Genomic DNA, 25,015 nt, shown 5'->3' on the forward strand with positions numbered 1-25,015 from the left:
CGTGGTTGGTCGTTGCGGTTGTCTTGGCCTGTCAGTCGTTTGCCGCCTGCATCCAGGTTTCATGCAGGTGGCGCCATTCGACGCCGTTCGGCGCCGACGGATTCTCGGTGAAAAGGGCGGAAGCCCGTCGCGCCGTCGCCTCGCCGGCGCGACGCTGTTTCTCGACATAGGTGACGACGATCGCATTACCGGCCTGCCAGGACAGGCGGATGTCGGCGATCTCGATGGCGAAATCGTTGTCGAAGGCGCCGCGATTGGCACGGACATGGCCGATGACCTGATCGCGGTCGAGGGCGGCGCCGGAGGGCGGGATCATGTGCATGCCCGGTCCCATGGCGCGCTCGAACAGGGAAAAGTCGGCCGCATCCGCCGTGGCGCGGTTGTACCATTGGACGAAGAATCGGTGCAGCGCGATGACCTCGGCGGAGGCGCGGTCGAACAGGGTGGCGGGGAGGCTCATTTCTTCCCCGCGTTCAGGTTGTAGTGCATGATCGAGCCGTGCCGGCCGGTGCGGTCGCGCTCCAGCGTGTAGACGTCGCCCTCGGGGCCGCTGCTCCTGTCGATGACGGCCTGGATGGCGGCGAGATCGGCGTCGCTCAGGACGACGTCCATGATGCCGGCATTGGCGAGCGCATGGTCCCGGTTGCGGGCGCCGACGATGACGGCGGCGACGAGCGGCTGGCGCAGCACCCAGGCGCCGGCGACGGTGGCGATGTCGACGCCGTGGCGGTCGCCCACCGCCTTCAGAGCGCGCAGCAGGTCTTGGAACAGCGCCCAGCCGCCGAAATCGTCGATGATGAGCTTGTATTTCACCAGCGAGCGGTTCTCCAACTGCATATCCGGTTCCGGCGCGCCCAGCCATTTCTCGCTGAGGAAGCCGCCGGCCACCGTGCCGTAGCACAGGAACTTGATGCCGTTTTCGCGGGCGAAGTCGGCAAAACCGTTGAGCGGCCGCTGGTCGAGCACGGAGTACTGCAACTGCTGGCTGACCAGACGAATGCCGCTGTCGACGATCTCGGCAAGGTGCGGTACGTCGAAATTGGTGGTGCCGAGGTTGCGGATCTTGCCTTCGGCCCGCATCTCGTCCAGCCAGCCCATCGCCTCGACATAGCCGGGCAGCGCATAGTCCCACCAGTGGAACTGCACGAGGTCCAGCCGCTCGGTCTTCAGGCGCTTCAGCGAGGTGTCGACGATACCGCGAATGTAGGGACGGCTGATGCGTGACAGCGCTTCGAGGTCCGGCACCAGCTTGGTGTGCACCTTCATGCGCGCGGCGACGTCCAACCCACGCTCGGATGCGAGCTTCAGCCGTGCGGCGCCGATGAGTTCCTCCACGCCGGTATAGATGTCGGCGCAGTCGTAGGTGGTGATGCCGGCGTCGAAGGCGGCGACGAGGTCGTTCACCGCCTGCTCGCGGTCGATAGCGCCGTGGCCGCCGGCAAGCTGCCAGCCGCCGCGGATGACACGCGGGATGACATAGCCGGGGGCGAGTTCGAAGGTCGTGGTCATGTCAGTCGTTCTCCTGCGGCAGCGGCACCGCCGTCGTCTCGGCATGGCTGAAGCGGCGCTTGCCGAGGCGGACGATCCTCAGCCGGCTGCCGCAGTTCGGATCGGGACAGGCGATCTCGGCGTCCGAGGTCATCCAGTCGTTCGGATGCGTCTGGCGCTGCTTGGCGGCGAGCAGCGGCAGCACGGCGGCGATGGAATAGATGGAAAAGCCCTGACCGGGCGGCAGGGAGAGCATCTCGCCGCGCAGCTCGAAATGGTCGCCCGCCTTGGCGCCGCAATAGACCGGCTTGCCTTCCGGGATGACCGCCTCGACGCGCAGGTCGTAAAGCTCGAAGCCGTCGTCTCGTTCCCCAGACATGGTCAGGCCTCCGCTCGGCTAAACGTCACCTCGCAGGCGCCGGTCCTGCGGATGGCCGCGCAGCCGGCCGCCAGCGCCTCCCGCTCCTGCGGCCGGACCTGGGCGACGACGCTGCCGGGCAGCCAGCCGATCGGGAACAAAAGGCGGGCACCCGGCCCGTAGAACAGGCCGATGTCGAAGATCGCGCTGGGGCTGCCGCCCCACATGCGCGGCGGCACGTAGGAGAGCACGATATCGCCCGGCTGGGGGGTGAGCGTCGCGTTTTCCGCCGGCAGGGCGGCGGCATAGGACACGCCCTCAAGATGGGAGGCCGGGATCGGGCAGGAGATTTCCGGCCCGGTCCACATGGCATGGATGCCGCCGACCACACGTGGTTCGCTGAGGTATTCCCACAGGAAGGCGGCGTTGGCCGGCGCCTTGTCGGCCAGCAGCGGGGCTAAGACGGAGAGGCCGGATTTCGGCTCGGTGATGGCGATGGCGCGGTTCGTCATTGTGAGCCTTCCCGGTTCTCGGCGTCGGATTCCAGTTTGTTGCGCAGATAGGCGAAGGGCCGGCTGATGTCGGCCACCAGTGCCTCGCGCGCCGCCTCGGCGTCCTGTGCGGCGAGCGCTGCGACGATGGCGCGGTGGTAGCGCGCCGTATCGACCTCGCCGGCCTCGGAGAAGGCGTAGATCGCCACGCGGATGCAGGGGCCGGATTGCAGCCACAGGCTCTCGATCATCGGCATCAGCACGGCCGAGCCGCAGGCGCGGTAAATCTCGAAATGGAAGCGCTGGTTCAGCGTGACTTCCTTGTCGACGTCCTTTTCCTGCGCCGGCGCGCGCATGTCGTCCCACTCGGCCAGCAGCGCCTCGACGGAGGCGATGGCGTGCGGCGTCATGCGCGGCGCGGCGAGCGCGATGGCCTCGCCCTCGATCAGGATGCGGGTGCGCAACAGGTCGTCCATGCGCTCGATGGTGACCGGCGGCACGCGCACGGAGCGGTTGGGCAGTGCCTCCAGCGCCTTTTCGGTAATGAGCCGACTGATCGATTCGCGCACCGGCATGGTGCTGGTGGACAGCGCGCTGGCGAGGCTGCGGATGGTCAGCACCTGGCTGGGCGCGAACAGGCCGCCGATCAGCGCACGGCGCAGTTCCGCGTAGACGCGATCCTGCACCGTCTCGCGCCCCACCGGCGCAAGCTGGGCGGCGAAGATGTCGTTCCTCTCAGCGGCGCTCTTCAGCATGCTCCATCCCATTTTCCGCTTGCGAAATATTTTAAGCCTAATATTTTGATCATAGCAAGTGTGATCACAGATCAAAATTGCGAAACGAGAGGGGCGCCTTCTTGGGAGGAATGGCGAACGTGGCTTCGACCGACAGGCTGGCACAGGGAAGTACCGTACTCGGCGCGCGCAATGTCGTTCGGCATTTCGGCGGCCTCTATGCCGTCAACGACGTATCGTTCGATGTGCGCGAGGGCGAAATCCTCGGGTTGATCGGGCCGAACGGCGCCGGCAAGACCACCATGTTCGACCTGCTGGCCGGCAGCGTCGCGCCGAGCAGCGGCGAGATCTTGCTGAACGGTGTCACCGTTTCGGGCGAGCCGGCGCATCGCCGCATCGGCCGTGGCCTCGGCCGCACCTTCCAGATCCCGCGGCCGCTGGCCAATCTCAGCCTGGTAGAGAACGTCATGCTGGCCGAGCAGGGGCAGGCGGGCGAGCGGCTGCTCACCAATTTCCTGCAACCGTTCCGCGTCGCCGCGCAGGAGCGTGCCGCCGAGCAAAAGGCGATGGATCTGCTCGACCTTGTTTCCCTGTCGCGGCTGGCGCACGAGCCGGCGCGGGTGCTTTCGGGCGGCCAGCGCAAGCTGCTCGAACTGGCACGGGTGATGATGGCCGATCCGGCGATCATCCTGCTCGACGAGCCGGCAGCCGGCGTCAACGCCACGCTGCTGGAGGTCATCATCGATCGCATCCGCGAGATCAACCAGCGCGGCGTCACCTTCCTGCTCATCGAGCACAACATCGACATGGTGAGCCGGCTTTGCCATCGCGTGCTGGTCATGGCCGCCGGGCAGCTCATCTGCGAGGGCACCGCGGCGGAAGTGGCGCGCGACCCGCGCGTCATCGAAGCTTATCTCGGCGGCGCGGCCCAACCCGGAGAGGCGGCATGAGCGGCCCGGTGCTCCAGGTCGACGGCCTCGTCGCCGGCTACGAGCCGGGCGTGCCGATCGTGCGCGGCGCCTCGATCCGCGTCGAGCGCGGCGAGATCGTCGTCGTGCTCGGCCCGAACGGCGCCGGCAAGTCGAGCTTCATCAAGGCCATCGCCGGGTTGGTGCCGGTGTCGGCGGGCAAGGTGCTGCTCGACGGGACCGACATCACCGCCGTGCCGGCACACCGCATGGTGCGCATGGGCCTGGCCTTCGTGCCGCAGACGGAAAACATCTTTCCGCTGATGAGCGTGGACGACAATTTGAAGACCGCCGGCGGCATCCTCAAGGCAAAAGAGGCGGTGGAGCGCATCGCGCGGATGTACGACACCTTTCCCGACCTGAGGACGTTCCGCCGCACCGCCGCCGGCAACCTGTCGGGCGGCCAGCGGCAGATGCTGGCGGTGGCGCGGGCGCTGATCGTCGAGCCGAAGCTGCTGGTGCTGGATGAACCTTCTGCGGGGCTTTCGCCGAAGCTCGTCGCCATGGTGTTTTCCATGCTGGCCGACATCCGCAAGGCCGGCGTCACCATTTTGTTGGTCGAGCAGAACGCCAAGGCGGCGCTCGCCATCGGCGACCGCGCCTATGTGCTGGTCGAGGGCAGGGAGGCGCACGAAGGTGTGGCGTCCGAACTGTGGAACGATCCGGTCGTCGCCGAGCTCTATCTCGGCCAGCGCGCGCAGCCGTCGAGGGGAGGCGAGGCATGAACCTGCAATTCGTTGTCGACGGCCTGCTGACGGGTTCGATGATCGGGCTCGGCGCCATCGGCGTGACACTGACCTATGCGATCCTGCGCTTCTCCAATTTCGCCCATGGCGACTTCATGGCCTGGGGCACCTACGCGACGCTGGCCGTTGTCGGCGCCATCGGCGCCATGGTCGGCAAGGTGGCGCCGATCGGCCCGTTTTCCTTCGGCTGGCCGCTGCTGGTCGCCCTCGTTGTCGGCTGTGCGCTGACCGGGCTGCTGGCGCTGGCGCTCGACGCCGTGCTGTTTTCGCGGCTGAGGGCCAGGGGGCAGTCGATCATCGTCGTCATGGCATCCTTCGGCGCCTCGATGGCGCTGCGCAGCCTGCTGGAGTTTGTCTTCACCTCGCGCCCGACCTATTTCTCGCGGGCGATCCAGATCGCCATGCCGGTCGGTTTCGGCATTCGCATCACGCCGGACCAGGTCGCGCTTCTGGTGTTGACGGCGGTGCTGGTGGCGGCGACGCATCTGTTAATGACGCGCACCCAGACCGGCCGCTCCATGCAGGCGGTCAGCCAGAACCCGGCGCTGGCGCGCGTCGTCGGCATCGACGTCGCCAGGGTGGTGCGCGCTACCTGGCTGCTCGGCGCGGCGCTCGCTTGCGTGGCCGGCACCATGGTCGGCATCCTCGTCCAGATCAGGCCGCTGATGGGTTTCGACATGCTGTTGCCGATGTTCGCGGCGGCGATCCTCGGCGGCATCGGCTCCGTGCCGGGCGCGGTGCTGGGCGGGCTCATCATCGGGCTGGCGGAGGCCGCCGCCGTGCAGTTCGTCGGCGCCGAATGGCGCGCCGCCGTCTCCTTCGTCATTCTCATGGCGGTGCTGTTCGTGCGGCCCATCGGCCTTTTCGGGGTGAAGGAACGATGATGGACCTGATCGGCTACGGCGCCTTCTTCCTCACCACGGCGCTGATCTTCGCCATCATCAGCCTCGGGCTCAACCTGCAATGGGGGCTGACCGGCCTGTTCAACGTCGGCGTCGCCGGCTTCGTGGCGATCGGCGCCTACACGTCGGCGCTAATGACGACGCCGGACGATCCGACGCGCCTCGGTGGCTTCGGCCTGCCGATCCTGATCGGCTGGGCCGGCGCCATGGCGGTTTCCGGCATCGCTGCGGCCATCACCGGCTTCGCCACGCTCAGGCTCAGGTCGGATTATCTCGCCATCACCACTTTCGGCGTTTCGGTCGTCGTCCAGCTCGTCGCGCTGAACGCGCAGAAGCTGACCGGCGGCGCCTTCGGCGTCGGCTTCATTCCGCGCCCCTTTGCCGGCCTTGCCGAAACGCCGCTGCTGTTCAATCTCTCCAACCTCGCCATCGTGGCGGTGGTGACGCTGCTCGCCTACCTGGCGCTCGAACATCTGTCCCGCAGCCCTTGGGGCCGGGTGCTGAAGGCGCTGCGCGAGGACGAGCGCGCGGCGATCTCACTCGGCAAGAGCGCGCGCTTCTACCGGGTACAGGCCTTCGCCGTCGGTGGCGCACTCATGGGGCTGGCCGGCGCTGTGCAAGCGCATTTCACCGGCTTCATCGCGCCCGACAACTATGCGCCGATGCTGACGTTCCAGGTCTGGGTGATGCTGATCGTCGGCGGGTCGGGCAGCAATCTGGGCGCCGTCGTCGGCTCGGTGCTTGTTTGGGCGATCTGGGCCGGCTCCGGCGCGCTGACGGCCACGCTGTTCCCGCCCGAGCAGCAGGCGCGCGCAGCCTCGCTGCAAATCGTCGCCATCGGCGTGATGCTGTGCGTCATCCTGCTGTTCCGGCCGAACGGCCTGTTCGGCAATTTGACTTACCGCCGCCGTTTCGGCCTGAAGGCACGCAAGCCTTCATGAGCGGGATTTCGCTCTGGCAGGCGGTGGCGCAGGGCCGCCGCGACCGGCCCGCGCTGGATGGATCGGCTAACGCCGACCTGGCGATCGTCGGCGGCGGCTTTTCCGGCCTGTCGAGCGCGCTGCATGCGGTGGCGAAAGGCCTGTCGGTCGTCGTGCTGGAGGCCGAGGCCGTCGCCTGGGGTGCGAGCGGCCGCAATGCCGGTTTCGTCGTGCCCAACTTCGCCAAGCGCGACCCCGACGACATCGTGGCCGAACTCGGCCGCGAGCGTGGCGAGCGGCTGGTGGATTTCGCCGCCGCCAGCGGCGATCTTGTCTTCGAGCTGATCCGGCGCCACGCCATCGCCTGCGCCGCCGACCGCAGTGGCTGGATCCAGCCGGCGCACACCGAGGCCGCTTTCGCCAAAGTGAAGGCGCGCGCCGCGCAATGGGCGAAGCGGGGACGTCCGGTCGAGGTGCTGGACGCACAGCAGGTGGAGGCGTTGACTGGCGCCGGGGGCTATGCCGGCGGCTGGATCGACCGCTCCGGCGGCGTGCTCGATCCCGTCGTCTATGCGCTGGGGCTAGCCGACGCCGTCGAAGCGGCCGGCGCCCGCATTTTCGAGCGGACCCGCGTGACCGCGATCCGCCGTGACGCCGGCGGCTACCGGCTGGCGACGGCGAAAGGCGAGGTGCGCGCCGCAAAAGTGTTCGTGGCGACCAACGCCTATGGCGGGCCGCTTTTTCCGCAGCTTGCGCGCAGCTATTTCCCGCTGCGCGTCTTCCAGATCGCGACGCGGCCCTTACCTATGGCGGCGCGGCTGCGGCTTCTGCCCGGCAACCAGTGCGTTTCGGATACGCGGCGCAATCTCTTCACCTTCCGCTTCGATGCCGACAACCGCCTGATCAGCGGCGGCATGCACATCTTCAGCCCCGGCGCCGCCGAGCGCGTGCCGAGGGCCATCCATAGGCGGTTGGCGGAAAAGCTCGACCTGCCGGATATTCCGCCGATCGAACATGCGTGGTCGGGCTTGGCCGCGGTCGCGCCGGATTTCCTGCCGCATCTCGTCGACCTTGGCCCCGGCATGATCGCCGGCTTCGCCTGCAACGGTCGCGGCATCGCGATGACCACGGCGATGGGCGCGGCAGTCGCCGACTGGGCCGCCGGCGCCGATCCCGAAGCGCTGCCGATCCCCTATGCCGCCCCGCGCGCGATTCCCCTGCACGGCCTTCTCAGGCACGCGCCCAACGCGCTTTTGCCGTGGAGCATGCTGTGCGACCGGCTGGACGAGACCGGAGCCGGATAGGGGCGGCCACGCCACGCTCCATTCACTCGCTCGCGTTTGCGGAAGGTCGGCCGAACGTCTGACCTGATCGCGGCCTTGCGAGACGGGGCATGGATTTCAGGATCGCGTACGATTCCGCAACCACGGAAACTCGACGGCGGCCTCCTTGATCGCCGCTTCCAGGCTGTGGAAGATCGCGTTTCTGTCCGTCCGGGTTTCCCAGTATTCGTCGTGGTAGTTGTCTTCCGGCCAGTCGTCGATTTGAAACTGCTCCACCGAATACCCGAAAGCGCCGTCAGGCCGCTGATAAAACAGCACGCGCGTTCGTGCGTCGGGGCTCAGGTGGCGTTGGAGTTCCCGATTCAACGGTCTCACCCATTCCGCAGCGCCGCCATCAGCAGCGTCGCGGTGTGCGTATGGTCCGTGGCGGCTTGCTGCGGCAACGGCAATCGAGCCCAGTCCGTGAGTGCACCGACGTGTTCAGTCATCGAGGAACCGATGGAAGTCGCGCAGTCGACCGCGCCGGACTTCGCCAGGGTGACAATGGCGGTTCCGATTCCGTCGTAGCCGATGGCGGCCAGCCGCTCCACGTCTGCATCGTCGAAAACCCTGACATCGAACAGAAGCGTGCCGCCCGTTCTTTGCGCTATGCTCGACATCCGGCTGGAAAACGGCGGCTGCAAACCGTCGGTGGGGACGAACGTGTCCTCCAGCAACGCCAACTCGACCTGTTCTGCCACCATATCGGGAGGTTGCGCCATTCATTGCAATCAGCAATAGGTTTCCGATTGAATTCACAGCAAAATCGGTGACGCAATGCAGCGGTTCCGGTCCGTGACCCTACCGATGCCTCTACCGATACCTGAGGCGATGCCTATACTGGACCGGCCGCGTCGGTTTCGTGGCGGTCGCCGCCGTTTCGGTGCGGCGGCAAAATGGGGGATTGAAGATCGATGTCGACCGCGCCGGATAAACCCCTGATCCTCATTGCCGATCCTGAGCCGCGGACGCTGGACCTGATCTTCGAGCCGGAGGCGATGGCCCGACTGAGGGCGCTCGGCACCTTGCGCGTCCATGCCGACGGACAACGCCTTTCCGATCATGATCTGGACGCCGCGCTGGCGCAGGCGGTAATCGTCATCGGCCAGATCGACCTGCCGACCGAGCGGCTTTCGCGCATGGGCAGGCTCAGGGCGATCTTCAACATAGAGGGCAATTTCCTGCCCAATGTCGACTATGACTGGTGCTTCCGGTACGGCATTCACGTTCTCAACATCAGCCCGGTCTTCGCCACCTCGGTCGCCGAGACGGCACTCGGCATGGCGCTGGACCTGTGCCGCGGCATCACCGCGACGCATGAGAACTTCCGGTCGAAATCGGAGGCGTGGGGCCTCGAAAGCAATGCCGAAAGCTTCCTGCTCAGCGGCGCGACAATAGGCATTGTCGGCCTCGGCGACCTCGGCAGCACCTTGCGCAAGATGCTCACGCCGTTCCATTGCGAGGTTCTGGCGTTCGATCCGTGGCTGTCGGAGCGGCGCATCCGCGAGCAGGGCTGCGTTCCCGCCAGCCTCGACGCCGTCTTCCAGCAGGCGCGCGTCGTCTTCCTGTTCGCCAGTTCGACCAGCGAGAACCAGGGGTTCATCGGCCGGCGCGAATTGCAGTTGATGCGGCGCGGCTCGGTGCTGCTGCTCATGAGCCGCGCCGGCATCGTCGATTTCGCGGCGCTGGAGGAGGCCGTGCGCAGCGGCCATGTGCGTGCTGGCATCGACGTCTTCCCGGTCGAGCCGTTGCCTGCGGATTCTGCGCTGCGGAGCCTCGACGGCGTCATCCTCTCCAGCCACCGCAGCGGCGGCACGCGCGATGCCTTCCTGGAGATCGGCCGCCTGGTCGTCGCTGACAGCGACCTGATCCTGCGCGGCCTGCCGCCGCAGGTCTGTCGACGCGCCGAACGCGAGACGGTGGCGATGATGCGCAGCCGTCCGGTGGCGAAATCCTGACAGACCGGCCGGTCAGATTTCGGGAATGTTTTCCTTGAAGACGATCTGCAACCTCGGCGGGTGGTAGTCGCCGGCCTGTCCGCGTACGGCGTTCGACAGCACGTTCAGCGCCTCGCGCGCCTCGACGCGCGGGTTCTGGTCGATGACGGCGTCCATCGTGCCGTCGAGCAGCAGCGACTTGGTGCCCTCCGTCACCTCATGGCCGACGAACACCACCGAGCGCTCACGGCCGCGTTCCTTCAGTGCGCGCGCGATGCCCGGATTGCCCGCACCGATGTTGTAGATGCCGGCGAGGTCGGGATGACGGTCGAGCAGGGCCGCCGCCTCCGAATAGGCGCGCTCGCGATCGTCGAGCATCTCGCGCAGTTCGACGATCTCGATATGCGAATGCTCCTCGGCCAGCAGGTGGCGAAAGCCCATCTCGCGCTCTTCATGGCCACGATAGGACAGCGAGCCGGCAAACAGCGCCACCTTGCCGGCCCGGCCGGTGCCCATGAAGCGGCTCATGACATAGCCGGCGAGCCGCCCAGCTGCCCGGTTGTCGATGCCGATATAGGCGACGCGCGGCACATGCAGGATGTCGGAGGCGATCGTCACCACCTTGACGTCGCTCGCCGCCAGCGAGCGCAGCGCCTCACGTACCGTCGGATGGTCGAGCGCGATGACGCCGACGCCGCGCGCGGCGGGCGGCAGTTCGGACAGGCTTTTGGCCAGCCGGTCGGGGCTGAAGCCTTCTATCGCCGTGATGTGAACGTCGAGGTCGGGACGCGCCTGCGCCTGCGCCTCGATTTGCCGATGCAGCATCTTGATGAAGGTGTTCGTGCCTTCCGGCAGGATGAAATCGAGGCGCACGACCTCCGTCTCGTGCGCGGCGGCAAGGCGCCCGCCCGCATCGGCGATGTAGCCGAGACGCCGGGCGGCCTCCATCACGATCTCGCGGGTGCGCGGGCGCACGCCCGAACGGTTGTTCAGCACGCGGTCGGCCGTCGCCGGCGAAACCCCGGCTTCGCGGGCGACGTCAGTGAGCGTGAAGCGCACGGCTGGCCTGCCTCTCAATAACGGTTGCAACCGCGGCGCGGCATGGGACGGAAAGCCGGAACCCGAATTGATTCCGGCCGGCGATAATGATGCGGGCGCCGGCCCGGCACAAGTCGCGGTGCACTCGCCGGCACATGCCGGTGAGCGCAGGTCCTGCCGATTTTGCCCCGGAAACGAGCCTGTACAGCATTGGTTGACCCCCCCGGCGTCGAACTCCATTTTCCGCACGCCGAAATGATGGTTTTTGATAAGTATTGATGTTGACTATGATGGTTTGCCTCGTCAATATCCCTCTTGCGGATTGCTGACAGCGTCCGAAGGGGGAGGAGCCCCGAGCATCGAAATTTCGGTCCGGCCGGTGCGCGATGTGCGCTGCCGTGTCGAGCGAGGGGACTTGACGAGCGTGGCAGACGCCAGGGGATTCGAGCCGGACGCCAAAATCCGCGCCAGGGACTACCGGATCGGCTGCATCGGCGCCGGCATGATCATGGCCGAGTGCCATCTGGCCGCCTACCATGAAGCCGGCTTTCCGGTGGCGGCTATCGCCTCACGCACGAAGGCAAATGCCGAAAAGATTGCCGCCCGCTGGGGCATTCCAAAGGTGCACGACACGCCGCTGGCGCTGATCGAGGACCCTGAGGTCGAGATCGTCGATCTCGCCTTTCCGCCGGACCAGCAGCCGCAACTGATCCGCCACGCGCTGAAGCAGAAGCACGTCAAGGCGATCCTCGCCCAGAAGCCGCTGGCGCTGTCGCTGGAGGAGGCGATCCGGCTGCGCGACGAGGCGGCGGCCTCCGGCAAGATCCTGTCGGTCAACCAGAACATGCGCTACGACCAGTCGATGCGCGTGCTCAAGCAGATCATGGATTCGGGCGCGCTGGGCGACATCGTCTTCGCGGAAATCGACATGCACGCCATTCCGCACTGGCAGGGTTTTCTGCGCGACTACGACCGGCTGACGCTGTCCAACATGGCCGTGCATCATCTCGACGTGCTGCGCTTCTTGTTCGGCGACCCAGACGAGATCACCACGCTGACCCGCAAGGACCCGCGCACCACCTTCCCGCATTCGGACGGCATCACCGTCTCGACATTGCGCTTTCCGTCCGGCGTGCTGGCGGTGTCGCTGGAGGACGTGTGGTCCGGACCGCGCGCGGAGGGATACAAGGACGACCAGCATATCGCCTGGCGCGTCGACGGCACCGAGGGCGTCGCCAAGGGCACGATCGGCTGGCCGACGGGAGTTGCCTCCACGCTGACCTACGCCTCGACGAAAACGACCGGCGGCGAATGGGTGACGCCGACCTGGAAAACGATGTGGTTCCCGCATGCCTTCATCGGCGTCATGGAACAGCTTCAGCATGCCGTGAAGACCGGAACGCCGCCGGCGCTGTCGATTGTCGACAACGTGCGCACCATGGCGCTGGTCGAGGCCGGCTACCGCTCGATCGAGGAGAGACGAACCGTCAGGCTGTCGGAGGTTTTCTCCGGCTGAACCGCCATTCGCGGCCGGCCGGTCGTCAAGCCTACTGGAGTCCGTATAGGGAGAAGTTTTCTATCATGATGCAAGCTGGCATTTTCACGGGCTACTTCCCGTATGGCCTCGAGGAGACCGCGAAGAAGATTCGCGCGCTCGACTTCAACACCGTGCAGCTCGACCTGCATTTCAAGGACATCGACCTGTCCGCCGGCCAGATCACCAGGGACAAGGCGAAGAAGGTGCGCGACGTCTTTCGCGACCACAACCTGCCGATCTGCTGCGTTTCCGGCTACACCAACATCATCCACCCGGACAAGGACGAGCGGGCGAAGCGCGTCGGCTACCTCAAGGAGATCATCCGCCACGCGCGCGACTTCGGCTCGGCCTATGTGATCTCGGAGACCGGCACCTTCAACACCGAGTCCGACTGGGTGCATCATCCCAAGAACAAGACCGAGGAAGGTTTCGAGGAATGCCGCAAGGTGATCGCCGAGCTGGCCCAGCTCGCCTACGACCACGGCGCGGTGTTCTGCCTGGAAACCTACGTCAACAACGTCGTCGGTTCGGTCGAGGAGACGGTGAAGATGTTCGCCCAGGTCGACCATCCCGGCCTCGGCCTCTTGATGGACCCGACGAACTATTTCGAGAGCCACAACATCGACCGCATGGGCACGATCCTGCATCAGGTGTTCGACACCTTGCAGGACAAGATCAAGATCGCCCACGCCAAGGACGTGAAGCGCTCGGGCACCGACAAGTCTGAGAAGCACGCCGACATCGGCGACGCCGACGCGATGGAGAGCCACACCTTCCGTGGCGTCGGCGAGATCGAGCTGCCGGCGCCCGGCCTCGGCGAGCTGGACTACGACCTCTATCTGCAATTGCTGGCGCGCAAGCACTCCAACATCCCGGTCATCATCGAGCATCTGGCGGAGGATGACATTCCGCGCGCCAAGAAATTCCTGGACGGCAAGTTCCGCGCCAACGGCCTTTGAGCGGCCGGATTACCGGGCGGGAGGATGAAGAAGTTTGTTTTCAAAATGGGAGGTAATCGATGTTGAGTAAACTGAGACTGCTCATCTACGGCATGGTCCTTGCGATGGTCCTGCCGCTCGCGGCGCAGGCCAAGACGTTCTACTGGATTTCGCACGGCAGCCCGGCCGACCCGGTCTGGACCTACTTCCTGCAAGGCGCCGAGATGTGGGCGAAATCGACCGGCCAGACGGTCAAGACCTCGTTCCACAACGGCGACGTCCCGGCCCAGCAGGAAGCGCTGCGCGCGGCCATCGCCGCCAAGGCCGACGGTATCGTCACCACCAGCCCCGATCCGGGTAGCCTGGTCGACATCGTCAAGGAAGCGAAGCAGGCAGGCATCCCGCTCATCAACTTCAACACGCCCGACCCGTCGGCGCACTTCCAGGCCTATGTCGGCACCGATCTGGTCGTCGTCGGCAAGGGCTGGGCGCAGTATCTCGTCGACCATAACTTCGTGAAGAAGGGCGATTTCGTCTGGATGCCCGTCGAGGTCCCCGGCGCCAGCTACGGCGTCGAGGAAACGAAGGGCATCAAGGAGGTCTTCGATCCGCTCGGCATAACCTATGAGGTCACCGAGACGACGCTCGACCAGGCCGAGATCATCACCCGCATGAGCGACTACCTCAACGCCAACAAGGCCAAGATCAAGGCCATCATCGGCCTCGGCGATCTGGCCACCGGCTCGATCAAGCGCGTGTTCGACCAGGTCGGCGTCAAGGCGGGCGAAATCCCGGTCGTCGGCTGGGGCAATTCGCTCGACACCACCAGCGAGGTCACCGAGGGCTACGTCAACGCCGCCCAGTGGCAGGATCCGCAGGCGACCAGCTATCTGGCGCTCACGCTTGCCATGATGGCCACCGACGGCGTGCCGCCAGCCTTCAACATCACCACCGGCGCGCTCTACGAGAAGGACACGGCGGACGTCTACGCCAAGGTCATGTCGGCCAAATAAGGCCCGCGCACCCTTGTCTCCGCGGCGCAATGCGCGTCGCGGAGACAACCCCCAGGCAACCGGCCGCCCCGCCGCACCCGCAACGCAGCCCTGAAAGTCGGACATGCAACGTTTGTTCTCCAGACCCGAATTCGGGCCGCTCGTCCTGCTCATCGTCGAACTGGTCGTCTTCCAGTCGATCAATTCGCAGTTCCTGTCGGTGCTCAACATCTCCAACACGCTGGCCTTCTCGGTCGAGCTCGGCCTTGTCGCACTGGGCATGACGCTCTTGATGACGTCGGGCGAATTCGACCTGTCGGTCGGCTCGGTCTTCGGCCTGTCGCCGGTGATCATGTGGTCGCTGTTCAACAGCGGTGCGTTGCCGCTGGAGGCCGCCTTCGTCGCCGGCCTGCTGATCGCGGCGCTGATCGGCTTCGTCAACGGCTGGTTCGTCATCCGCCTGAAAATCCCGTCCTTCCTGGTGACGCTCGGCATGCTTCTGATCGCGCGTGGCACGGCGCTGTTCATCACCGACGGCTTCCCGCAGCGCACCTGGGACGCCAGCGGGCAATGGCTGGCGGAAGTCCTCGTCGGCGACTTCTATGTCGGGCCGTTCCGCATCTACATGTCGCTGTTCTGGTTCATCCTCGCCGCCGTCATTCTCGGCTACGTGCTGACGCAGACGAAGTTCGGCAACTGGGTCCAGGCCTCCGGCGGCAATCCCGGCGCTGCGCAGGCGCGCGGCGTCAATGTCGGCCGCACCAAGATCATCCTGTTCGTGCTGTCGGCGGTGCTCTCGGCCTTCGCCGGCATCATCAGCTCGATCCGCACGTCGGCCGCCAACCCCAACAGCGGCACCGGCTACGAGCTCGAAGTCATCGCTATGGTGGTGATCGGCGGCACGGCGCTGACCGGCGGGCGCGGCACCATCATCGGCACGGTGATCGGCATCTTCATCCTGCGCATCATGCGCAACGGCATCGTCATGGTCGGCGTGCCGGGCCTAGCCTACAACATCTTCATCGGCGCGATCATCCTCGGCATGATGGCGCTGCATTCGGGCCTCGAGCGCCGGCACCAGTCAGGGAATTAGGACAATGGCCGAAGAACTCGTCCTGATGGACAATGTCAGCAAGTATTACGGCCGCGTCCGCGCCCTCGACGGCGTCACCTTCCGTGTCTTCAAGAACGAGATCGTCGGCCTGCTCGGCGACAACGGCGCCGGCAAATCGACGCTCATCAAGGTGTTGTCGGGGGCCGTGCGCTCCACCGGCGGCACCATCTCGATAAAGGGCAAGAAGGTCGACATGCGCAGCACGGCCGACGCCATCGCCAACGGCATCGAGACGATCTATCAGGATTCGGCGCTGGTCACGCAGCTTTCCATTGCCCGCAACCTGTTCCTCGGCCGCGAGCCGATCAAGGGGCCGGGCTTCTTCAACAGGATGGACCAGGCCAAGATGGAGGAAGTGGCGACCGCGCTGCTGAAACGCGTCGGCATCTCCAAGAACATCCCGGTGACGACGCCGATCGGCTCGCTGTCGGGCGGCGAGCGGCAGGCCGTCGCCATTGCACGCGCCATGCACTTCCACAGCGACCTTATCATCCTCGACGAACCGACGAACAATCTGGGCGTGGCGGAGACGCAAGGCGTGCTGCGCTTCGTGCGCAACGCGCGCGACACCGGCCATTCCTGCATCTTCATCGCCCACAACATTCATCACGTCTTCGAGGTGGTCGACCGCATCGTGGTCATGCGGCAGGGCAAGGTGGTGGCCGACGACATCGATCCGAAGAAGACCACCGTTCGGCATGTCGAGGAGGTGATCACCGGCATGTCGGAAAGCGAACTCAGGAGCGCGGTGGCGCATTAGGCCTCCGGGAACAGCCGCGAAGGCAATCGAAGCAAGCCAGCGATCATGGTGGACCTCTACGGACAGACGTTCTCGCGCCGGCAACTCGCCGAGCGCACCGGCTCGCTCTCGCAGTTCGCCGGCGTGCGGTTGATGACGCTCGGCGACGGGGTGGAGCGCGGCATCCGCATGCTGGAGTTCCGCACCGGCACCGGCCTGCGCTTCACCGCGCTGGTCGACCGCGCGCTCGACATCGCCGACTGCGACTACAAGGGCCGGGCGATCGGCTGGCATTCGCCGAGCGGCTTCCGCCATCCCGGCCTGCACGACGTCGAGGGCGAGCAGGGGCTTGGCTGGGCGCGCTCCTTTTCCGGCCTGCTCCTGACCTGCGGCCTCGACCACACACTTGGTCCTGCCGAAGTGTCGGCCGAGACTTACAACTATCCCGGCAAGGCGACGGTGCGACACGGCCTGCATGGCCGCGTCAGCGCCATTCCCGCGCGGCTGACCGGCCATGGCGAGCGCTGGGAAGGGGATCGCTGCGTGCTTTGGGCGGAAGGTATCGTGCAGCAGGCGGCCGTCTTCGGCGAAGACCTGCACCTGATGCGGCGCATCGAGGCCGATGTCGGCTCCAACGAGATCCGCCTGTCGGACAGGGTGGTCAACCACGGCTTCCTGAAAACGCCGCACATGTTCTTCTACCACGTCAACATCGGCCATCCGGTGCTGGACGAGGGCTCGCGCTATCTGGCGCCGATCCGCGAGGCGGTGTGGGCCGCGCATGCCGATAGCTATCGTCGGCAAGGCGTCGGCTACCGCACCTTGCCGGCGCCGCGCCATGATTTCCGCGAGCAGGTGTGGGAGCACGAGACGGCGGCGGACGGGGCTGGCCTCGTGCCGGTGGCGCTGGTCAACGATCGCATCGGCCTCGGCTTCGAGGTCGAGACGCGCAAGGACCAGTTTCCTTGCCTCTACGAGTGGCAGAATTTCCAGGCTGGCTCCTACGCGCTTGGCATCGAGCCTTCGACGCACCATGTCCTGGGAGACGCCGCCGCGCGCGAACGCGGCGAAATGATCTGGCTGGAGCACGGCGACAGCCGCGCCTACGACACGACTTTCCGCGTGCTCGACGGCGCGGAGGAAATCGCGGCGGCGGAGCGCCGCATCCGCGCGATCACCGAACAGCCCGACGAAGACTACCCGGCCCCGTCCGGCAGGTTCACGACCCTTGGAGGCCAGCGATGACGACGGCGACGTTCCAGAAGACGAAACGCGACTACAGCCTCGTCGGCGAAAGCACCAGACGCGCCATAGAGACGGGGCTGGCCTCGGCCGAATGGTATCACACCGACGTGCCCCGCAAGGTGATGAAGGAACTGATGCAGCGCTCCGACGGACCGGCGATCCGCGACACGGTCCTGTGGATCGCGCTGATCCTCGGCTCGGCCGCCGGGGCGGTCTTCTTCTGGGGCACCTGGTGGTGCGTGCCGTTCTTCCTCGTCTACGGCGTGCTCTACGGCTCCTCCAGCGATTCGCGCTGGCACGAATGCGGCCACGGCACCGCCTTCCGCACGCGTTGGATGAACGACGTCGTCTACCAGATCGCCTCCTTCATGCTGATGCGCAACCCGGTGCAATGGCGCTGGAGCCATGCCCGCCACCACACCGACACCACCATCGTCGGCCGCGATGCCGAGATCGCCGTGATGCGCCCGCCGGACCTTCTGAAGGCGGCGTTGATGTTCACCGGCCTGCTCGATCTGCGCTATTCGCTGCCGACGCTTTTCCGCCAGGCCTTCGTCGGGCTGAACGCCGAGGAAAAGAGCTACGTGCCGGAGATGGAGTTCCGCAAGGCTATCGTCGCGGCCCGCTGGCATGTGGCGATCTACATCGCAACCGTCGCGGCGGCGCTCGCCCTGCGCTCGGTCCTGCCGCTGATGCTGATCGGCGGCCCGCGCCTCTACGGCTCCTGGCACATGATCCTGACGGGCCTGTTGCAGCATGTCGGGCTGGCCGACAACGTCACCGACCATCGGCTGAACACGCGCACCGTCTACATGAACCCGGTCAGCCGCTGGATCTACTGGAATATGAACTACCACGTCGAGCACCACATGTTCCCGATGGTGCCTTATTACGCGCTGCCGAAGCTGCATGAATTGATCAAGCACGACCTGCCGCAGCCCAACCCGTCCATGTGGCATGCCTATCGGGAAGTGTGGCCGGTGCTTTTGCGACAGCTGAAATACGAGGACTATTACCTCAAGCGCGAGCTGCCGCCGACGGCCAAGCCCTATCGGGACGAGTTCCACAACATGACGATCCCGGCCGCCGCCGAATAGGCCGGCTTGCCGCGCGAAAAAGAGGATATCCATGAGCCGGAAGAGACCGACCATCGCCGATTTGCGTGCCATCAAGGGCAAGCGGCAGCTCACCATGCTGCGCGTCACCACGATGGAGGAAGCCGAGGCGGCCGAGAAGGCCGGCATCGACATCGTGTCGATCACGCCTGAACTCATCCTCAATCCCGCTTATCGCGAGGTCGCGCCCAGCCTGTTTTCCATGCCCGGCGAGAATTTTTACGAGATCGGCACGGCCGACGATTTCGTGCGCTGGTCGTTCAAAATGGTGAAGGCCGGCGCCGACGCCGTCTATTGCAGCGCCAGCTACGCCACCATCAAGCGCATGGCCGACGAGGCGATCCCGGTGATCGGCCATGTCGGGCTGATCCCGTCGCGGCGGACCTGGACCGGCGGCTTCAGGGCGGTCGGCAAGACCGCCGACAGCGCCATGGAAATTGTCGAGGCGGTCAGGCAGCTCGAAGCCGCAGGCGCCTTCGGGGCGGAAATCGAGGTGGTTCCCGTCGAGGTCGCCGAGGCGATCTCCAAGCGCACGTCGCTGTTCCTTCTTTCCATGGGGGCGGGGACCGGCTGCGACGCGCAATACCTGTTCGCCGAGGATATCCTCGGCGCCAATCGCGGCCACATGCCGCGCCATTCCAAGGTCTACCGCAACTTCGCCGCAGAATACGACCGGCTGCAGCAGGAGCGCATCGCTGCTTTCAGGGAATATGTCGCCGACGTCGAGAGCTGGGCCTATCCGGAAGAAAAGCACATCGTGCGCATGCCGCCGGACGAGCTGAAAGCCTTCCTCGACCGGCTCGGTTCCTGACCCTTATAGATTTGTCCAGGCCCCGTCTTTCGCTTGCGAGCCGACGGCAGCGGCCACGAACCTGACGCCGCGCGCGCCGTCCTCGACGTTCGGCACCAGTGCGGGATGGGCGTCGTCGATTTCCTGTCCACGGCGATGGGCGCCGATGAGGGCAGCGGCGTCGCGGTAAAGGTTGGCGAAGGCCTCGATGTAGCCTTCCGGGTGCGCCGCCGGCATGCGCGAGACGCGCCGGCTTTCGCCGAAGGAACCGGCGCCGCCGCGCGTGATGGTGCGCGGCTCCTCGCCATAGGGCGTGAAGCGCAATTCCTCCGGCCTCGTGCCGCGCCATTCCAGCCCGGCCTTGTCGCCGTAGACGCGCACCGACAGGTCGTTGTCGTGGCCGGGCGAGGTCTGGCTGGCGAGGATCGTGCCACGCGCGCCGCCGCTCCAGCGCACCAGCACATGGGCGTTGTCGTCGAGTCGGCGGCCGGGAACGGCGGTGAAGAGATCGGCCGCCACCGCCTCGGCGTCGCGGCCGGAGATGAAGCAGGCGAGGTTGAAGGCATGCACGCCGATATCGGCCAGAACGGCGGACTGGCCGGCGCGCGCCGGATCGGTGCGCCATTCGGCCTGCTTCTGGCCCTCCGCGTCGATCGGTTTCGTCAGCCAGTCCTGGATGTAGGAGCCATGGATCGACACCAGCCGCCCGAGCGCGCCGGCGGCGACCATCTCGCGCGCCTGCCGTACCATTGCATAGCCGGTGTTGTTGAGCGTGACGACGAACTTGCGTTTCAGCCGCGCCGTCAACGCCACCAACGCCTCGGCGTCCGCTACAGTGGTCGAAAGCGGCTTGTCGCAGATAACGTCGATGCCGGCTTCGAGGAAGGCGGTGGCGACCGGCGCATGCAGGTGGTTGGGCGTGACGATGACGACGGCCTCGATGCCGTCGGGCCGTGCCGCCTCGACGCGCGCCATCTCACGGTAGTCGGCATAGGCGCGGTTCGGCGCGATGCCGAGTTCGGCGGCCGAGGCCGCCGCATTGGCCGGGTCGGAGGAGAGCGCGCCGGCCACCAGCGCGATGCGATCGTCAAGCCGCATGGCGTAGCGGTGAACGGCGCCGATGAAGGCACCCTGGCCGCCGCCGACCATGCCGACCCTCAGCCGCTCATTGCCCGTTCCGTCAGCCGTCGCGTAGACCATCGCGTCTCTCCCTGCGTTTCAGGAAGGAATACACGGGCGGTGGCGGTTTTCGAAGTGAATTTCTATTTTTCAAATTATGAAATGGTCCTATCATCGGCACCGACATCGGTCGCAGACGGAGGCCTGCAGGCGCGGCCTACGGGGAGGAAGATCATGCCGGCATTCGCCTTCGACACCGCACGGCACATAGAGGGCTGACGCCGATGCCGCCGCGCAAGCCCGCGACTTCCGACATCCGGCCGGCGCGAACGGCTGGTGGCAAGAGCGGCGGCAAGCCGAACCGCACCGCACTCGGCTACACCAAGCCGAAAACCTATGAGGACCTGCGCGCGGTGCTATCCTCCGGTACCATCCATTTTCCCAAGCGACTGCGTCAGGTGGCGATCTTCCTGTGGCAGCATCCGGGCAACGTCGCGCTGGGCACGATCAGCCAGGTGGCGGAACAGGCCGGCGTTCAGCCCTCGACGCTCGTGCGCTTCGCCCAGATCTTCGGCTATGCGGGCTTTTCCGATTTCCAGGACCTGTTCAAGCAGCACATGAAGGGCTCGTGGCCGAGGGACCGACTGCACGGCGAGGGATCGGCGGACGGCGACGAAAACCTGCATTTCATCAACGGATTGGTCGCGGCCTCGCAGGCCTCGCTCGGTCGCGTCGGCGAAGGTTTCGACGCCGCCGGATTCCGGCGGATGATCGAACTCCTCGCCGGGGCGGACCTCATCTATGTCGTCGGCAGCAAGCGCGCCTTCCCCGTCACCGCCTATGTCTCGCTCGCTTTGTCACAGCAGGGCATACGCAACGTGCTGGTCGACAATGTCGGATCGACCGCCTTCGACCAGATCAATTGCGCGCAGCCGACGGATGGGGTGCTCGCCGTCAGCTTCAGCCCGTACAATTCGATCACGCCCGACCTCGTCGCATCGGCACGCGAGCGCGACGCCCGTATCGCCTCCATCACCGACAGCACCTTCAGTCCGCTGGTGACCCTCTCGGACGTGTGGATCGAGGTCGTCGAATCCGATTTCGCCGGCTTCCGCTCGCTGGCGGCGACGCTCGCCGTCGGCATGGCGCTGGTCCATGGCGTTGCCGCCTACAGGCACAGCGAATCCGAAGCCGTCGATTGACGGTCGGGAAATGTCGTTCCATATTGAGAAAAATAGAAACCCAGTTCCGAGAGGGGCGGTGAAAGCGCGGGTTGACGGCAAGGTGGCGCTGGTTACCGGCGCGACGCAGGGCATCGGCCGTGCCATCGCCGAAACGCTGGCGCGCTCGGGCTCTTCCGGCCTGCTTCTGACAGGACGCGACGCTGCGCGCGGCGAAGCCGTGGCCGCCGAAATAGGCTCCCTCGGCACGCCGGCCCGTTTCGTCGCCGGCGATCTCGCCGATCCCGCTTTGCCGCCGCTGCTCGTCGAAAAGTGTCTGGAGAGCTTCGACCGCATCGATGTGCTGGTCAATGTCGCCGCGCTCACCGACCGGGCGTCCTTCCTCGACGCGGACCCCGCCTTGTGGGACCGGCTGTTCAGCGTCAACGCGCGGGCTCCGTTCTTCCTGATGCAGGGCGCCATCCGGGCGATGCGCGAGCGAGGGCAGGGCGGCGCGATCGTCAACATCCTGTCGGTCAACACCCATTGCGGGGCGCCGGACCTCGCCGTCTATTCCGCCACCAAGGCAGCACTAGCCCTGCTCACGCGCAACGCCGCCAATGCTCACCGCTTCGACCGCATCCGCGTCAACGGCATCAATGTCGGCTGGACAGACACGCCGGGCGAACGGGCCATGCAGGCCGAGACGCTGGGGCAGGGCGAGGGCTGGCTGGAGAAAGCCAATGCGGCGCAGCCCTTCGGGCGGCTGCTGTCGGTGCAGGACGTCGCTAACCTCGCCGTCTTCCTCGCCAGCGATGCCGGTGGGCCGATGACCGGCTCGATCGTCGATCAGGAGCAATGGGTGGCGGGGTCGGGCCGATGAGCGCCATGCCCCCCGAACAGGCCGGCAGGCTTGGTCCATCTCTGCTCGACCGGCTGCCGCCGGTGGTCCGCCGTCCCGCCTACGACCGCTCGAAGCTGAAGCCCGGCATGGCGCATATCGGCGTCGGCGCGTTTCACCGCGGCCATCAGGCCGAATATACCGAGGACCTGCTGGAGGCGCGGTTCGGGCCGTGGGGCTCGATCGGCGTCAACGTCCGACCGCCGGCGCTTGCCGAAACGCTCGGCCGTCAGGGCGGCCTCTACACGCGCCTGATCCGCGAGGGCGACCGGATGGAGGCGCGCGTCGTCGGCAGTATCTGTGCTGTGGTCGACAGCGTTCAGGACAGCGCGCCGGCGCTCGCCGTGCTGGCGCGTCCCGACATCCATGCCGTCACGATGACGGTGACGGAAAAAGGCTATTGCCACCGCCCGTCCACCGGCGCGCTCGACCTCGGCCATCCCGATATCGCGCACGATCTCGCGCATCCGCAAAGCCCGCGCAGCCTGCCGGGCCTGCTGGTGCGGGCGCTGGAGCTACGCATGGCCTCGCACGGGCGGTCGCTGACGCTGCTCTCCTGCGACAACATTCCCGCCAACGGCGTCCTTCTCGGCACGGTGGTGCGCACGCTGGCCGAGCGCCGCGGCCATGCGCTGCTCAAATGGATCGACGCCAACGCCGCTTTTCCCTCCGCCATGGTCGACCGCATCGCGCCAGCCGTCACCGACGCCGACCGCGACCAGGTCGAGCGCGAGTTCGGCTATCGCGACGAAGCCGTCGCCGTCGGCGAGCCGTTCCGCCAATGGGTCATCGAAAACCGCTTTGCCGGGCCGATGCCGCAATGGGACCTTGCCGGCGCGACACTCGTCAGCGATGTCGAGCCGTTCGAGCATCTGAAGATGCGGGTGCTCAACGGTGCCCAGTCGACGCTTTCCTATCTCGGGGTGCTCACCGGCTACGAGCATACATGCGACGACATGGCCGATCCGCTGCTGGTCGGCTTCGTACGGCGCATGCTGATGGAGGAAACCTTGCCGACCCTGCGGCCGGTGCCGGGCATCGACGCGGCGGCCTATGTCGAGCAGAGCCTGGCGCGGCTGCGCAACACCGCGATCCGTCACCGCAACCACCAGATCGCCACCGACGGTTCGCAGAAGATCGTCCAGCGTGTGCTCAATCCCATCCGCGAGCGGCTCGGCCGCGGGCAGGACGTCACCTTGCTCGCCGCTCCCGTCGCCGCCTGGATGGCCTATCTGGCGCGGGCGTCGGCGCGATTCGGCCGCCAGTGGCCGGTGGCGGATCCCTATGCCGGCCGCATCGCGGCGATCGCCGACGGCATCGGCGACGATGCCGCAGCCCTTGCCGGCGAAATCCTGTCCATCGACACGATTTTCGATCCCGCGCTGGCGGCTGACCATGCTTTCCGGGCGAAAGTAGCGGCCCTCCTGCAAGGGTTTCTGGGGACAGACCCGCTCGGCTGCCTGCGGCGGCTGGCCGAAGACGATTCAAGCCTTTCAAAATCGTCGCGAAAGCCACTATCGTAGGAACCGGGAGAAGGACATGAAGCTTGGGATACTGACCGCGCCGTTTCCGGATACGCCGCTGACCGAGGTCGCGGCGTGGGCGGGTTCGGTCGGCTTCGAGGCGCTGGAGATCGCCTGCTGGCCGAAGTCGGCCGGTCCGAGCCGCCGCTATGCCGGCACCAGCCACATCGACGTGGCAGCGCTGTCGAAGGCCGAGGCGGGCGAGATCGTCGCTGCGCTCGGCGAAAAGGGGCAGGCGGTGTCGGCGCTCGGCTACTATCCGAATCCGCTGCATCCGGACGCCGACCATCGCGCCACGGTGATCGCGCATCTGAAGAAGGTGATCGAGGCGGCCGGCCTGATGGGCGTCGGCGTCGTCAACACCTTCTGCGGCGGCGATGCGCAAAAGACCGTCGACGACAACTGGCAGGAAGCGCTGAAGGTTTGGCCCGCCATCATCGCCCATGCGGGCGACCATGGCGTGCGGCTCGCCTTCGAGAACTGCCCGATGATCTTCAGCCACGACGAATGGCCGGGCGGCCACAACATCGCCTATTCGCCCTACATCTGGCGCCGCATCATCGAGACATGGGACGGTGCCGTCGGCATGAATTTCGATCCTTCGCACCTGGTCTGGCAGATGATCGACCAGGCGCGCTTCATCGCCGAGTTCGGCGCGCATATGCTGCACGTCCACGCGAAGGACCTGATGATCGACCGCGACGGCCTCTATGAACGCGGCATCATGTCGGCAGGCATGGGCTGGCAGGTGCCGCGCATGCCGGGCCTGGGCGACGTGAACTGGAACACGATCTTCTCGGGCCTGTATCGCGCAGGCTATGACGGCCCCGTCGTCATCGAGCATGAGGACAGGCGGTTCGAGGGAAGCGACGAGGCGGTCAAGCGCGGGTTCCTTCTCGCCCGCGACGTGCTGCGGCCCTTCGTCAAGTGACGGTAAC

Annotated in this window: 27 protein-coding genes; 18 read left to right on the forward strand and 9 right to left on the reverse strand. The window is 66.2% G+C overall.

Annotation, left to right across the window (positions count from 1 at the left end; translation table 11 throughout):
* Positions 1–31 precede the first annotated feature (31 nt).
* From E6C48_RS18645 to E6C48_RS18665, 5 genes are read right to left on the reverse strand one after another with little or no spacing between them, the layout of a single operon-like run.
* A complete protein-coding gene (locus E6C48_RS18645) occupies positions 32–460 on the reverse strand; it encodes a DUF4440 domain-containing protein (protein ID WP_136359687.1) in 429 nt (142 codons plus the stop codon).
* Positions 457–1,509: an aldo/keto reductase gene (locus E6C48_RS18650; RefSeq protein WP_136359688.1), complete on the reverse strand. Its 1,053-nt coding sequence runs from the start codon at positions 1,507–1,509 to the stop codon at positions 457–459. Before E6C48_RS18650 ends, E6C48_RS18645 begins: the two co-directional genes overlap by 4 nt.
* 1 nt (position 1,510) lies before the next feature.
* Positions 1,511–1,867, reverse strand: a complete 357-nt coding sequence (locus E6C48_RS18655; protein WP_136359689.1) for a TIGR04076 family protein — start codon at positions 1,865–1,867, stop codon at positions 1,511–1,513.
* A 2-nt stretch (positions 1,868–1,869) separates the two neighbouring features.
* Positions 1,870–2,358, reverse strand: coding sequence for a DUF3830 family protein (locus E6C48_RS18660; RefSeq protein WP_136359690.1), 489 nt, complete (start codon positions 2,356–2,358; stop codon positions 1,870–1,872).
* Positions 2,355–3,092, reverse strand: coding sequence for a GntR family transcriptional regulator (locus E6C48_RS18665; protein WP_136359691.1), 738 nt, complete (start codon positions 3,090–3,092; stop codon positions 2,355–2,357). The genes E6C48_RS18660 and E6C48_RS18665 overlap by 4 nt, the downstream gene beginning before the upstream one ends.
* 110 nt (positions 3,093–3,202) lie before the next feature.
* Between E6C48_RS18665 and E6C48_RS18670 the strand changes: the two genes are divergently transcribed.
* From E6C48_RS18670 to E6C48_RS18690, 5 genes are read left to right on the forward strand one after another with little or no spacing between them, the layout of a single operon-like run.
* Positions 3,203–4,021: an ABC transporter ATP-binding protein gene (locus E6C48_RS18670; protein ID WP_136359692.1), complete on the forward strand. Its 819-nt coding sequence runs from the start codon at positions 3,203–3,205 to the stop codon at positions 4,019–4,021.
* Positions 4,018–4,764 (forward strand): ABC transporter ATP-binding protein, encoded by a 747-nt coding sequence (locus E6C48_RS18675; protein ID WP_136359693.1) that lies wholly within the window; start codon positions 4,018–4,020, stop codon positions 4,762–4,764. The genes E6C48_RS18670 and E6C48_RS18675 overlap by 4 nt, the downstream gene beginning before the upstream one ends.
* A complete protein-coding gene (locus E6C48_RS18680; RefSeq protein ID WP_136359694.1) occupies positions 4,761–5,669 on the forward strand; it encodes a branched-chain amino acid ABC transporter permease in 909 nt (302 codons plus the stop codon). The genes E6C48_RS18675 and E6C48_RS18680 overlap by 4 nt, the downstream gene beginning before the upstream one ends.
* The gene (locus E6C48_RS18685; RefSeq protein ID WP_168734581.1) at positions 5,666–6,628 is read left to right on the forward strand and encodes a branched-chain amino acid ABC transporter permease; all 963 of its coding nucleotides are present in this window, start codon (positions 5,666–5,668) and stop codon (positions 6,626–6,628) included. Before E6C48_RS18680 ends, E6C48_RS18685 begins: the two co-directional genes overlap by 4 nt.
* Entirely contained in the window at positions 6,625–7,911 is a 1,287-nt protein-coding gene (locus E6C48_RS18690) for an NAD(P)/FAD-dependent oxidoreductase (RefSeq protein WP_136359695.1), read from the forward strand. The genes E6C48_RS18685 and E6C48_RS18690 overlap by 4 nt, the downstream gene beginning before the upstream one ends.
* A 96-nt stretch (positions 7,912–8,007) precedes the next feature.
* Here E6C48_RS18690 and E6C48_RS18695 read toward each other — a convergent pair whose 3' ends face one another.
* Both E6C48_RS18695 and E6C48_RS18700 read right to left on the reverse strand, forming a co-directional pair.
* The gene (locus tag E6C48_RS18695) at positions 8,008–8,256 is read right to left on the reverse strand and encodes a hypothetical protein (RefSeq protein ID WP_136359696.1); all 249 of its coding nucleotides are present in this window, start codon (positions 8,254–8,256) and stop codon (positions 8,008–8,010) included.
* A 5-nt stretch (positions 8,257–8,261) separates the two neighbouring features.
* Positions 8,262–8,651: a hypothetical protein gene (locus tag E6C48_RS18700; protein WP_136359697.1), complete on the reverse strand. Its 390-nt coding sequence runs from the start codon at positions 8,649–8,651 to the stop codon at positions 8,262–8,264.
* 192 nt (positions 8,652–8,843) lie between these two features.
* Between E6C48_RS18700 and E6C48_RS18705 the strand changes: the two genes are divergently transcribed.
* Complete coding sequence (locus E6C48_RS18705) at positions 8,844–9,887, forward strand: hydroxyacid dehydrogenase (protein WP_136359698.1); 1,044 nt, start codon at positions 8,844–8,846, stop codon at positions 9,885–9,887.
* A 12-nt stretch (positions 9,888–9,899) separates the two neighbouring features.
* Here the strand turns inward: E6C48_RS18705 and E6C48_RS18710 are convergent, their stop codons facing one another.
* On the reverse strand, positions 9,900–10,925 hold the full coding sequence (locus E6C48_RS18710; RefSeq protein WP_136359699.1) for a LacI family DNA-binding transcriptional regulator: 1,026 nt from the start codon (positions 10,923–10,925) through the stop codon (positions 9,900–9,902).
* Positions 10,926–11,328: 403 nt separating this feature from the next.
* On the opposite strand from E6C48_RS18710, the gene E6C48_RS18715 reads away from it, so the two are divergent.
* The 8 genes from E6C48_RS18715 (at position 11,329) to E6C48_RS18750 (ending at position 19,395) form a co-directional block, all read left to right on the forward strand.
* Positions 11,329–12,420 (forward strand): Gfo/Idh/MocA family protein, encoded by a 1,092-nt coding sequence (locus E6C48_RS18715; RefSeq protein ID WP_136359772.1) that lies wholly within the window; start codon positions 11,329–11,331, stop codon positions 12,418–12,420.
* Positions 12,421–12,485: 65 nt separating this feature from the next.
* Positions 12,486–13,400: a sugar phosphate isomerase/epimerase family protein gene (locus tag E6C48_RS18720; RefSeq protein WP_136359700.1), complete on the forward strand. Its 915-nt coding sequence runs from the start codon at positions 12,486–12,488 to the stop codon at positions 13,398–13,400.
* Positions 13,401–13,459: 59 nt separating this feature from the next.
* The gene (locus E6C48_RS18725; protein WP_136359701.1) at positions 13,460–14,392 is read left to right on the forward strand and encodes a substrate-binding domain-containing protein; all 933 of its coding nucleotides are present in this window, start codon (positions 13,460–13,462) and stop codon (positions 14,390–14,392) included.
* Between the two features lie 103 nt (positions 14,393–14,495).
* Positions 14,496–15,464, forward strand: a complete 969-nt coding sequence (locus E6C48_RS18730; RefSeq protein WP_136359702.1) for an ABC transporter permease — start codon at positions 14,496–14,498, stop codon at positions 15,462–15,464.
* A gap of 4 nt (positions 15,465–15,468) precedes the next feature.
* Positions 15,469–16,245 (forward strand): ATP-binding cassette domain-containing protein, encoded by a 777-nt coding sequence (locus E6C48_RS18735; RefSeq protein ID WP_136359703.1) that lies wholly within the window; start codon positions 15,469–15,471, stop codon positions 16,243–16,245.
* Between the two features lie 45 nt (positions 16,246–16,290).
* Entirely contained in the window at positions 16,291–17,469 is a 1,179-nt protein-coding gene (locus tag E6C48_RS18740; protein ID WP_136359704.1) for an aldose 1-epimerase family protein, read from the forward strand.
* Entirely contained in the window at positions 17,466–18,566 is a 1,101-nt protein-coding gene (locus tag E6C48_RS18745) for a fatty acid desaturase family protein (protein ID WP_136359705.1), read from the forward strand. Before E6C48_RS18740 ends, E6C48_RS18745 begins: the two co-directional genes overlap by 4 nt.
* A 31-nt stretch (positions 18,567–18,597) precedes the next feature.
* Positions 18,598–19,395 (forward strand): 3-methyl-2-oxobutanoate hydroxymethyltransferase, encoded by a 798-nt coding sequence (locus tag E6C48_RS18750; RefSeq protein WP_136359706.1) that lies wholly within the window; start codon positions 18,598–18,600, stop codon positions 19,393–19,395.
* Between the two features lie 3 nt (positions 19,396–19,398).
* Here E6C48_RS18750 and E6C48_RS18755 read toward each other — a convergent pair whose 3' ends face one another.
* Complete coding sequence (locus E6C48_RS18755) at positions 19,399–20,574, reverse strand: Gfo/Idh/MocA family protein (RefSeq protein ID WP_136359707.1); 1,176 nt, start codon at positions 20,572–20,574, stop codon at positions 19,399–19,401.
* 203 nt (positions 20,575–20,777) lie between these two features.
* On the opposite strand from E6C48_RS18755, the gene E6C48_RS18760 reads away from it, so the two are divergent.
* From E6C48_RS18760 to E6C48_RS18775, 4 genes are read left to right on the forward strand one after another with little or no spacing between them, the layout of a single operon-like run.
* Positions 20,778–21,695 carry a MurR/RpiR family transcriptional regulator gene (locus tag E6C48_RS18760; protein ID WP_136359708.1) on the forward strand — a complete coding sequence of 306 codons (918 nt, stop codon included), beginning with the start codon at positions 20,778–20,780 and terminating at the stop codon, positions 21,693–21,695.
* A gap of 58 nt (positions 21,696–21,753) precedes the next feature.
* On the forward strand, positions 21,754–22,536 hold the full coding sequence (locus tag E6C48_RS18765; protein ID WP_136359709.1) for an SDR family oxidoreductase: 783 nt from the start codon (positions 21,754–21,756) through the stop codon (positions 22,534–22,536).
* Positions 22,533–24,077: a mannitol dehydrogenase family protein gene (locus tag E6C48_RS18770; RefSeq protein ID WP_136359710.1), complete on the forward strand. Its 1,545-nt coding sequence runs from the start codon at positions 22,533–22,535 to the stop codon at positions 24,075–24,077. The genes E6C48_RS18765 and E6C48_RS18770 overlap by 4 nt, the downstream gene beginning before the upstream one ends.
* Before the next feature lie 16 nt (positions 24,078–24,093).
* On the forward strand, positions 24,094–25,008 hold the full coding sequence (locus E6C48_RS18775) for a sugar phosphate isomerase/epimerase family protein (RefSeq protein ID WP_136359711.1): 915 nt from the start codon (positions 24,094–24,096) through the stop codon (positions 25,006–25,008).
* The last annotated feature ends 7 nt before the right edge of the window (positions 25,009–25,015 follow it).

Origin of the sequence: Ollibium composti, from assembly GCF_004801285.1 — a bacterium.
Taxonomy (GTDB): domain Bacteria; phylum Pseudomonadota; class Alphaproteobacteria; order Rhizobiales; family Rhizobiaceae; genus Mesorhizobium; species Mesorhizobium composti.

Bases quoted from the DNA above. Each gene is read 5' to 3' on its own strand.
- E6C48_RS18650 (WP_136359688.1), bottom strand. From the start codon at position 1,509: ATGACCACGACCTTCGAACTCGCCCCCGGCTATGTCATCCCGCGTGTC.
- E6C48_RS18660 (WP_136359690.1), bottom strand. From the start codon at position 2,358: ATGACGAACCGCGCCATCGCCATCACCGAGCCGAAATCCGGCCTCTCC.
- E6C48_RS18720 (WP_136359700.1), top strand. From the start codon at position 12,486: ATGATGCAAGCTGGCATTTTCACGGGCTACTTCCCGTATGGCCTCGAG.
- E6C48_RS18775 (WP_136359711.1), top strand. From the start codon at position 24,094: ATGAAGCTTGGGATACTGACCGCGCCGTTTCCGGATACGCCGCTGACC.
- E6C48_RS18670 (WP_136359692.1), top strand. From the start codon at position 3,203: ATGGCGAACGTGGCTTCGACCGACAGGCTGGCACAGGGAAGTACCGTA.
- E6C48_RS18745 (WP_136359705.1), top strand. From the start codon at position 17,466: ATGACGACGGCGACGTTCCAGAAGACGAAACGCGACTACAGCCTCGTC.
- E6C48_RS18700 (WP_136359697.1), bottom strand. From the start codon at position 8,651: ATGGCGCAACCTCCCGATATGGTGGCAGAACAGGTCGAGTTGGCGTTG.
- E6C48_RS18680 (WP_136359694.1), top strand. From the start codon at position 4,761: ATGAACCTGCAATTCGTTGTCGACGGCCTGCTGACGGGTTCGATGATC.
- E6C48_RS18730 (WP_136359702.1), top strand. From the start codon at position 14,496: ATGCAACGTTTGTTCTCCAGACCCGAATTCGGGCCGCTCGTCCTGCTC.
- E6C48_RS18735 (WP_136359703.1), top strand. From the start codon at position 15,469: ATGGCCGAAGAACTCGTCCTGATGGACAATGTCAGCAAGTATTACGGC.
- E6C48_RS18740 (WP_136359704.1), top strand. From the start codon at position 16,291: ATGGTGGACCTCTACGGACAGACGTTCTCGCGCCGGCAACTCGCCGAG.
- E6C48_RS18770 (WP_136359710.1), top strand. From the start codon at position 22,533: ATGAGCGCCATGCCCCCCGAACAGGCCGGCAGGCTTGGTCCATCTCTG.
- E6C48_RS18645 (WP_136359687.1), bottom strand. From the start codon at position 460: ATGAGCCTCCCCGCCACCCTGTTCGACCGCGCCTCCGCCGAGGTCATC.
- E6C48_RS18655 (WP_136359689.1), bottom strand. From the start codon at position 1,867: ATGTCTGGGGAACGAGACGACGGCTTCGAGCTTTACGACCTGCGCGTC.
- E6C48_RS18685 (WP_168734581.1), top strand. From the start codon at position 5,666: ATGATGGACCTGATCGGCTACGGCGCCTTCTTCCTCACCACGGCGCTG.
- E6C48_RS18725 (WP_136359701.1), top strand. From the start codon at position 13,460: ATGTTGAGTAAACTGAGACTGCTCATCTACGGCATGGTCCTTGCGATG.
- E6C48_RS18760 (WP_136359708.1), top strand. From the start codon at position 20,778: ATGCCGCCGCGCAAGCCCGCGACTTCCGACATCCGGCCGGCGCGAACG.
- E6C48_RS18690 (WP_136359695.1), top strand. From the start codon at position 6,625: ATGAGCGGGATTTCGCTCTGGCAGGCGGTGGCGCAGGGCCGCCGCGAC.
- E6C48_RS18675 (WP_136359693.1), top strand. From the start codon at position 4,018: ATGAGCGGCCCGGTGCTCCAGGTCGACGGCCTCGTCGCCGGCTACGAG.
- E6C48_RS18705 (WP_136359698.1), top strand. From the start codon at position 8,844: ATGTCGACCGCGCCGGATAAACCCCTGATCCTCATTGCCGATCCTGAG.
- E6C48_RS18750 (WP_136359706.1), top strand. From the start codon at position 18,598: ATGAGCCGGAAGAGACCGACCATCGCCGATTTGCGTGCCATCAAGGGC.
- E6C48_RS18755 (WP_136359707.1), bottom strand. From the start codon at position 20,574: ATGGTCTACGCGACGGCTGACGGAACGGGCAATGAGCGGCTGAGGGTC.
- E6C48_RS18665 (WP_136359691.1), bottom strand. From the start codon at position 3,092: ATGCTGAAGAGCGCCGCTGAGAGGAACGACATCTTCGCCGCCCAGCTT.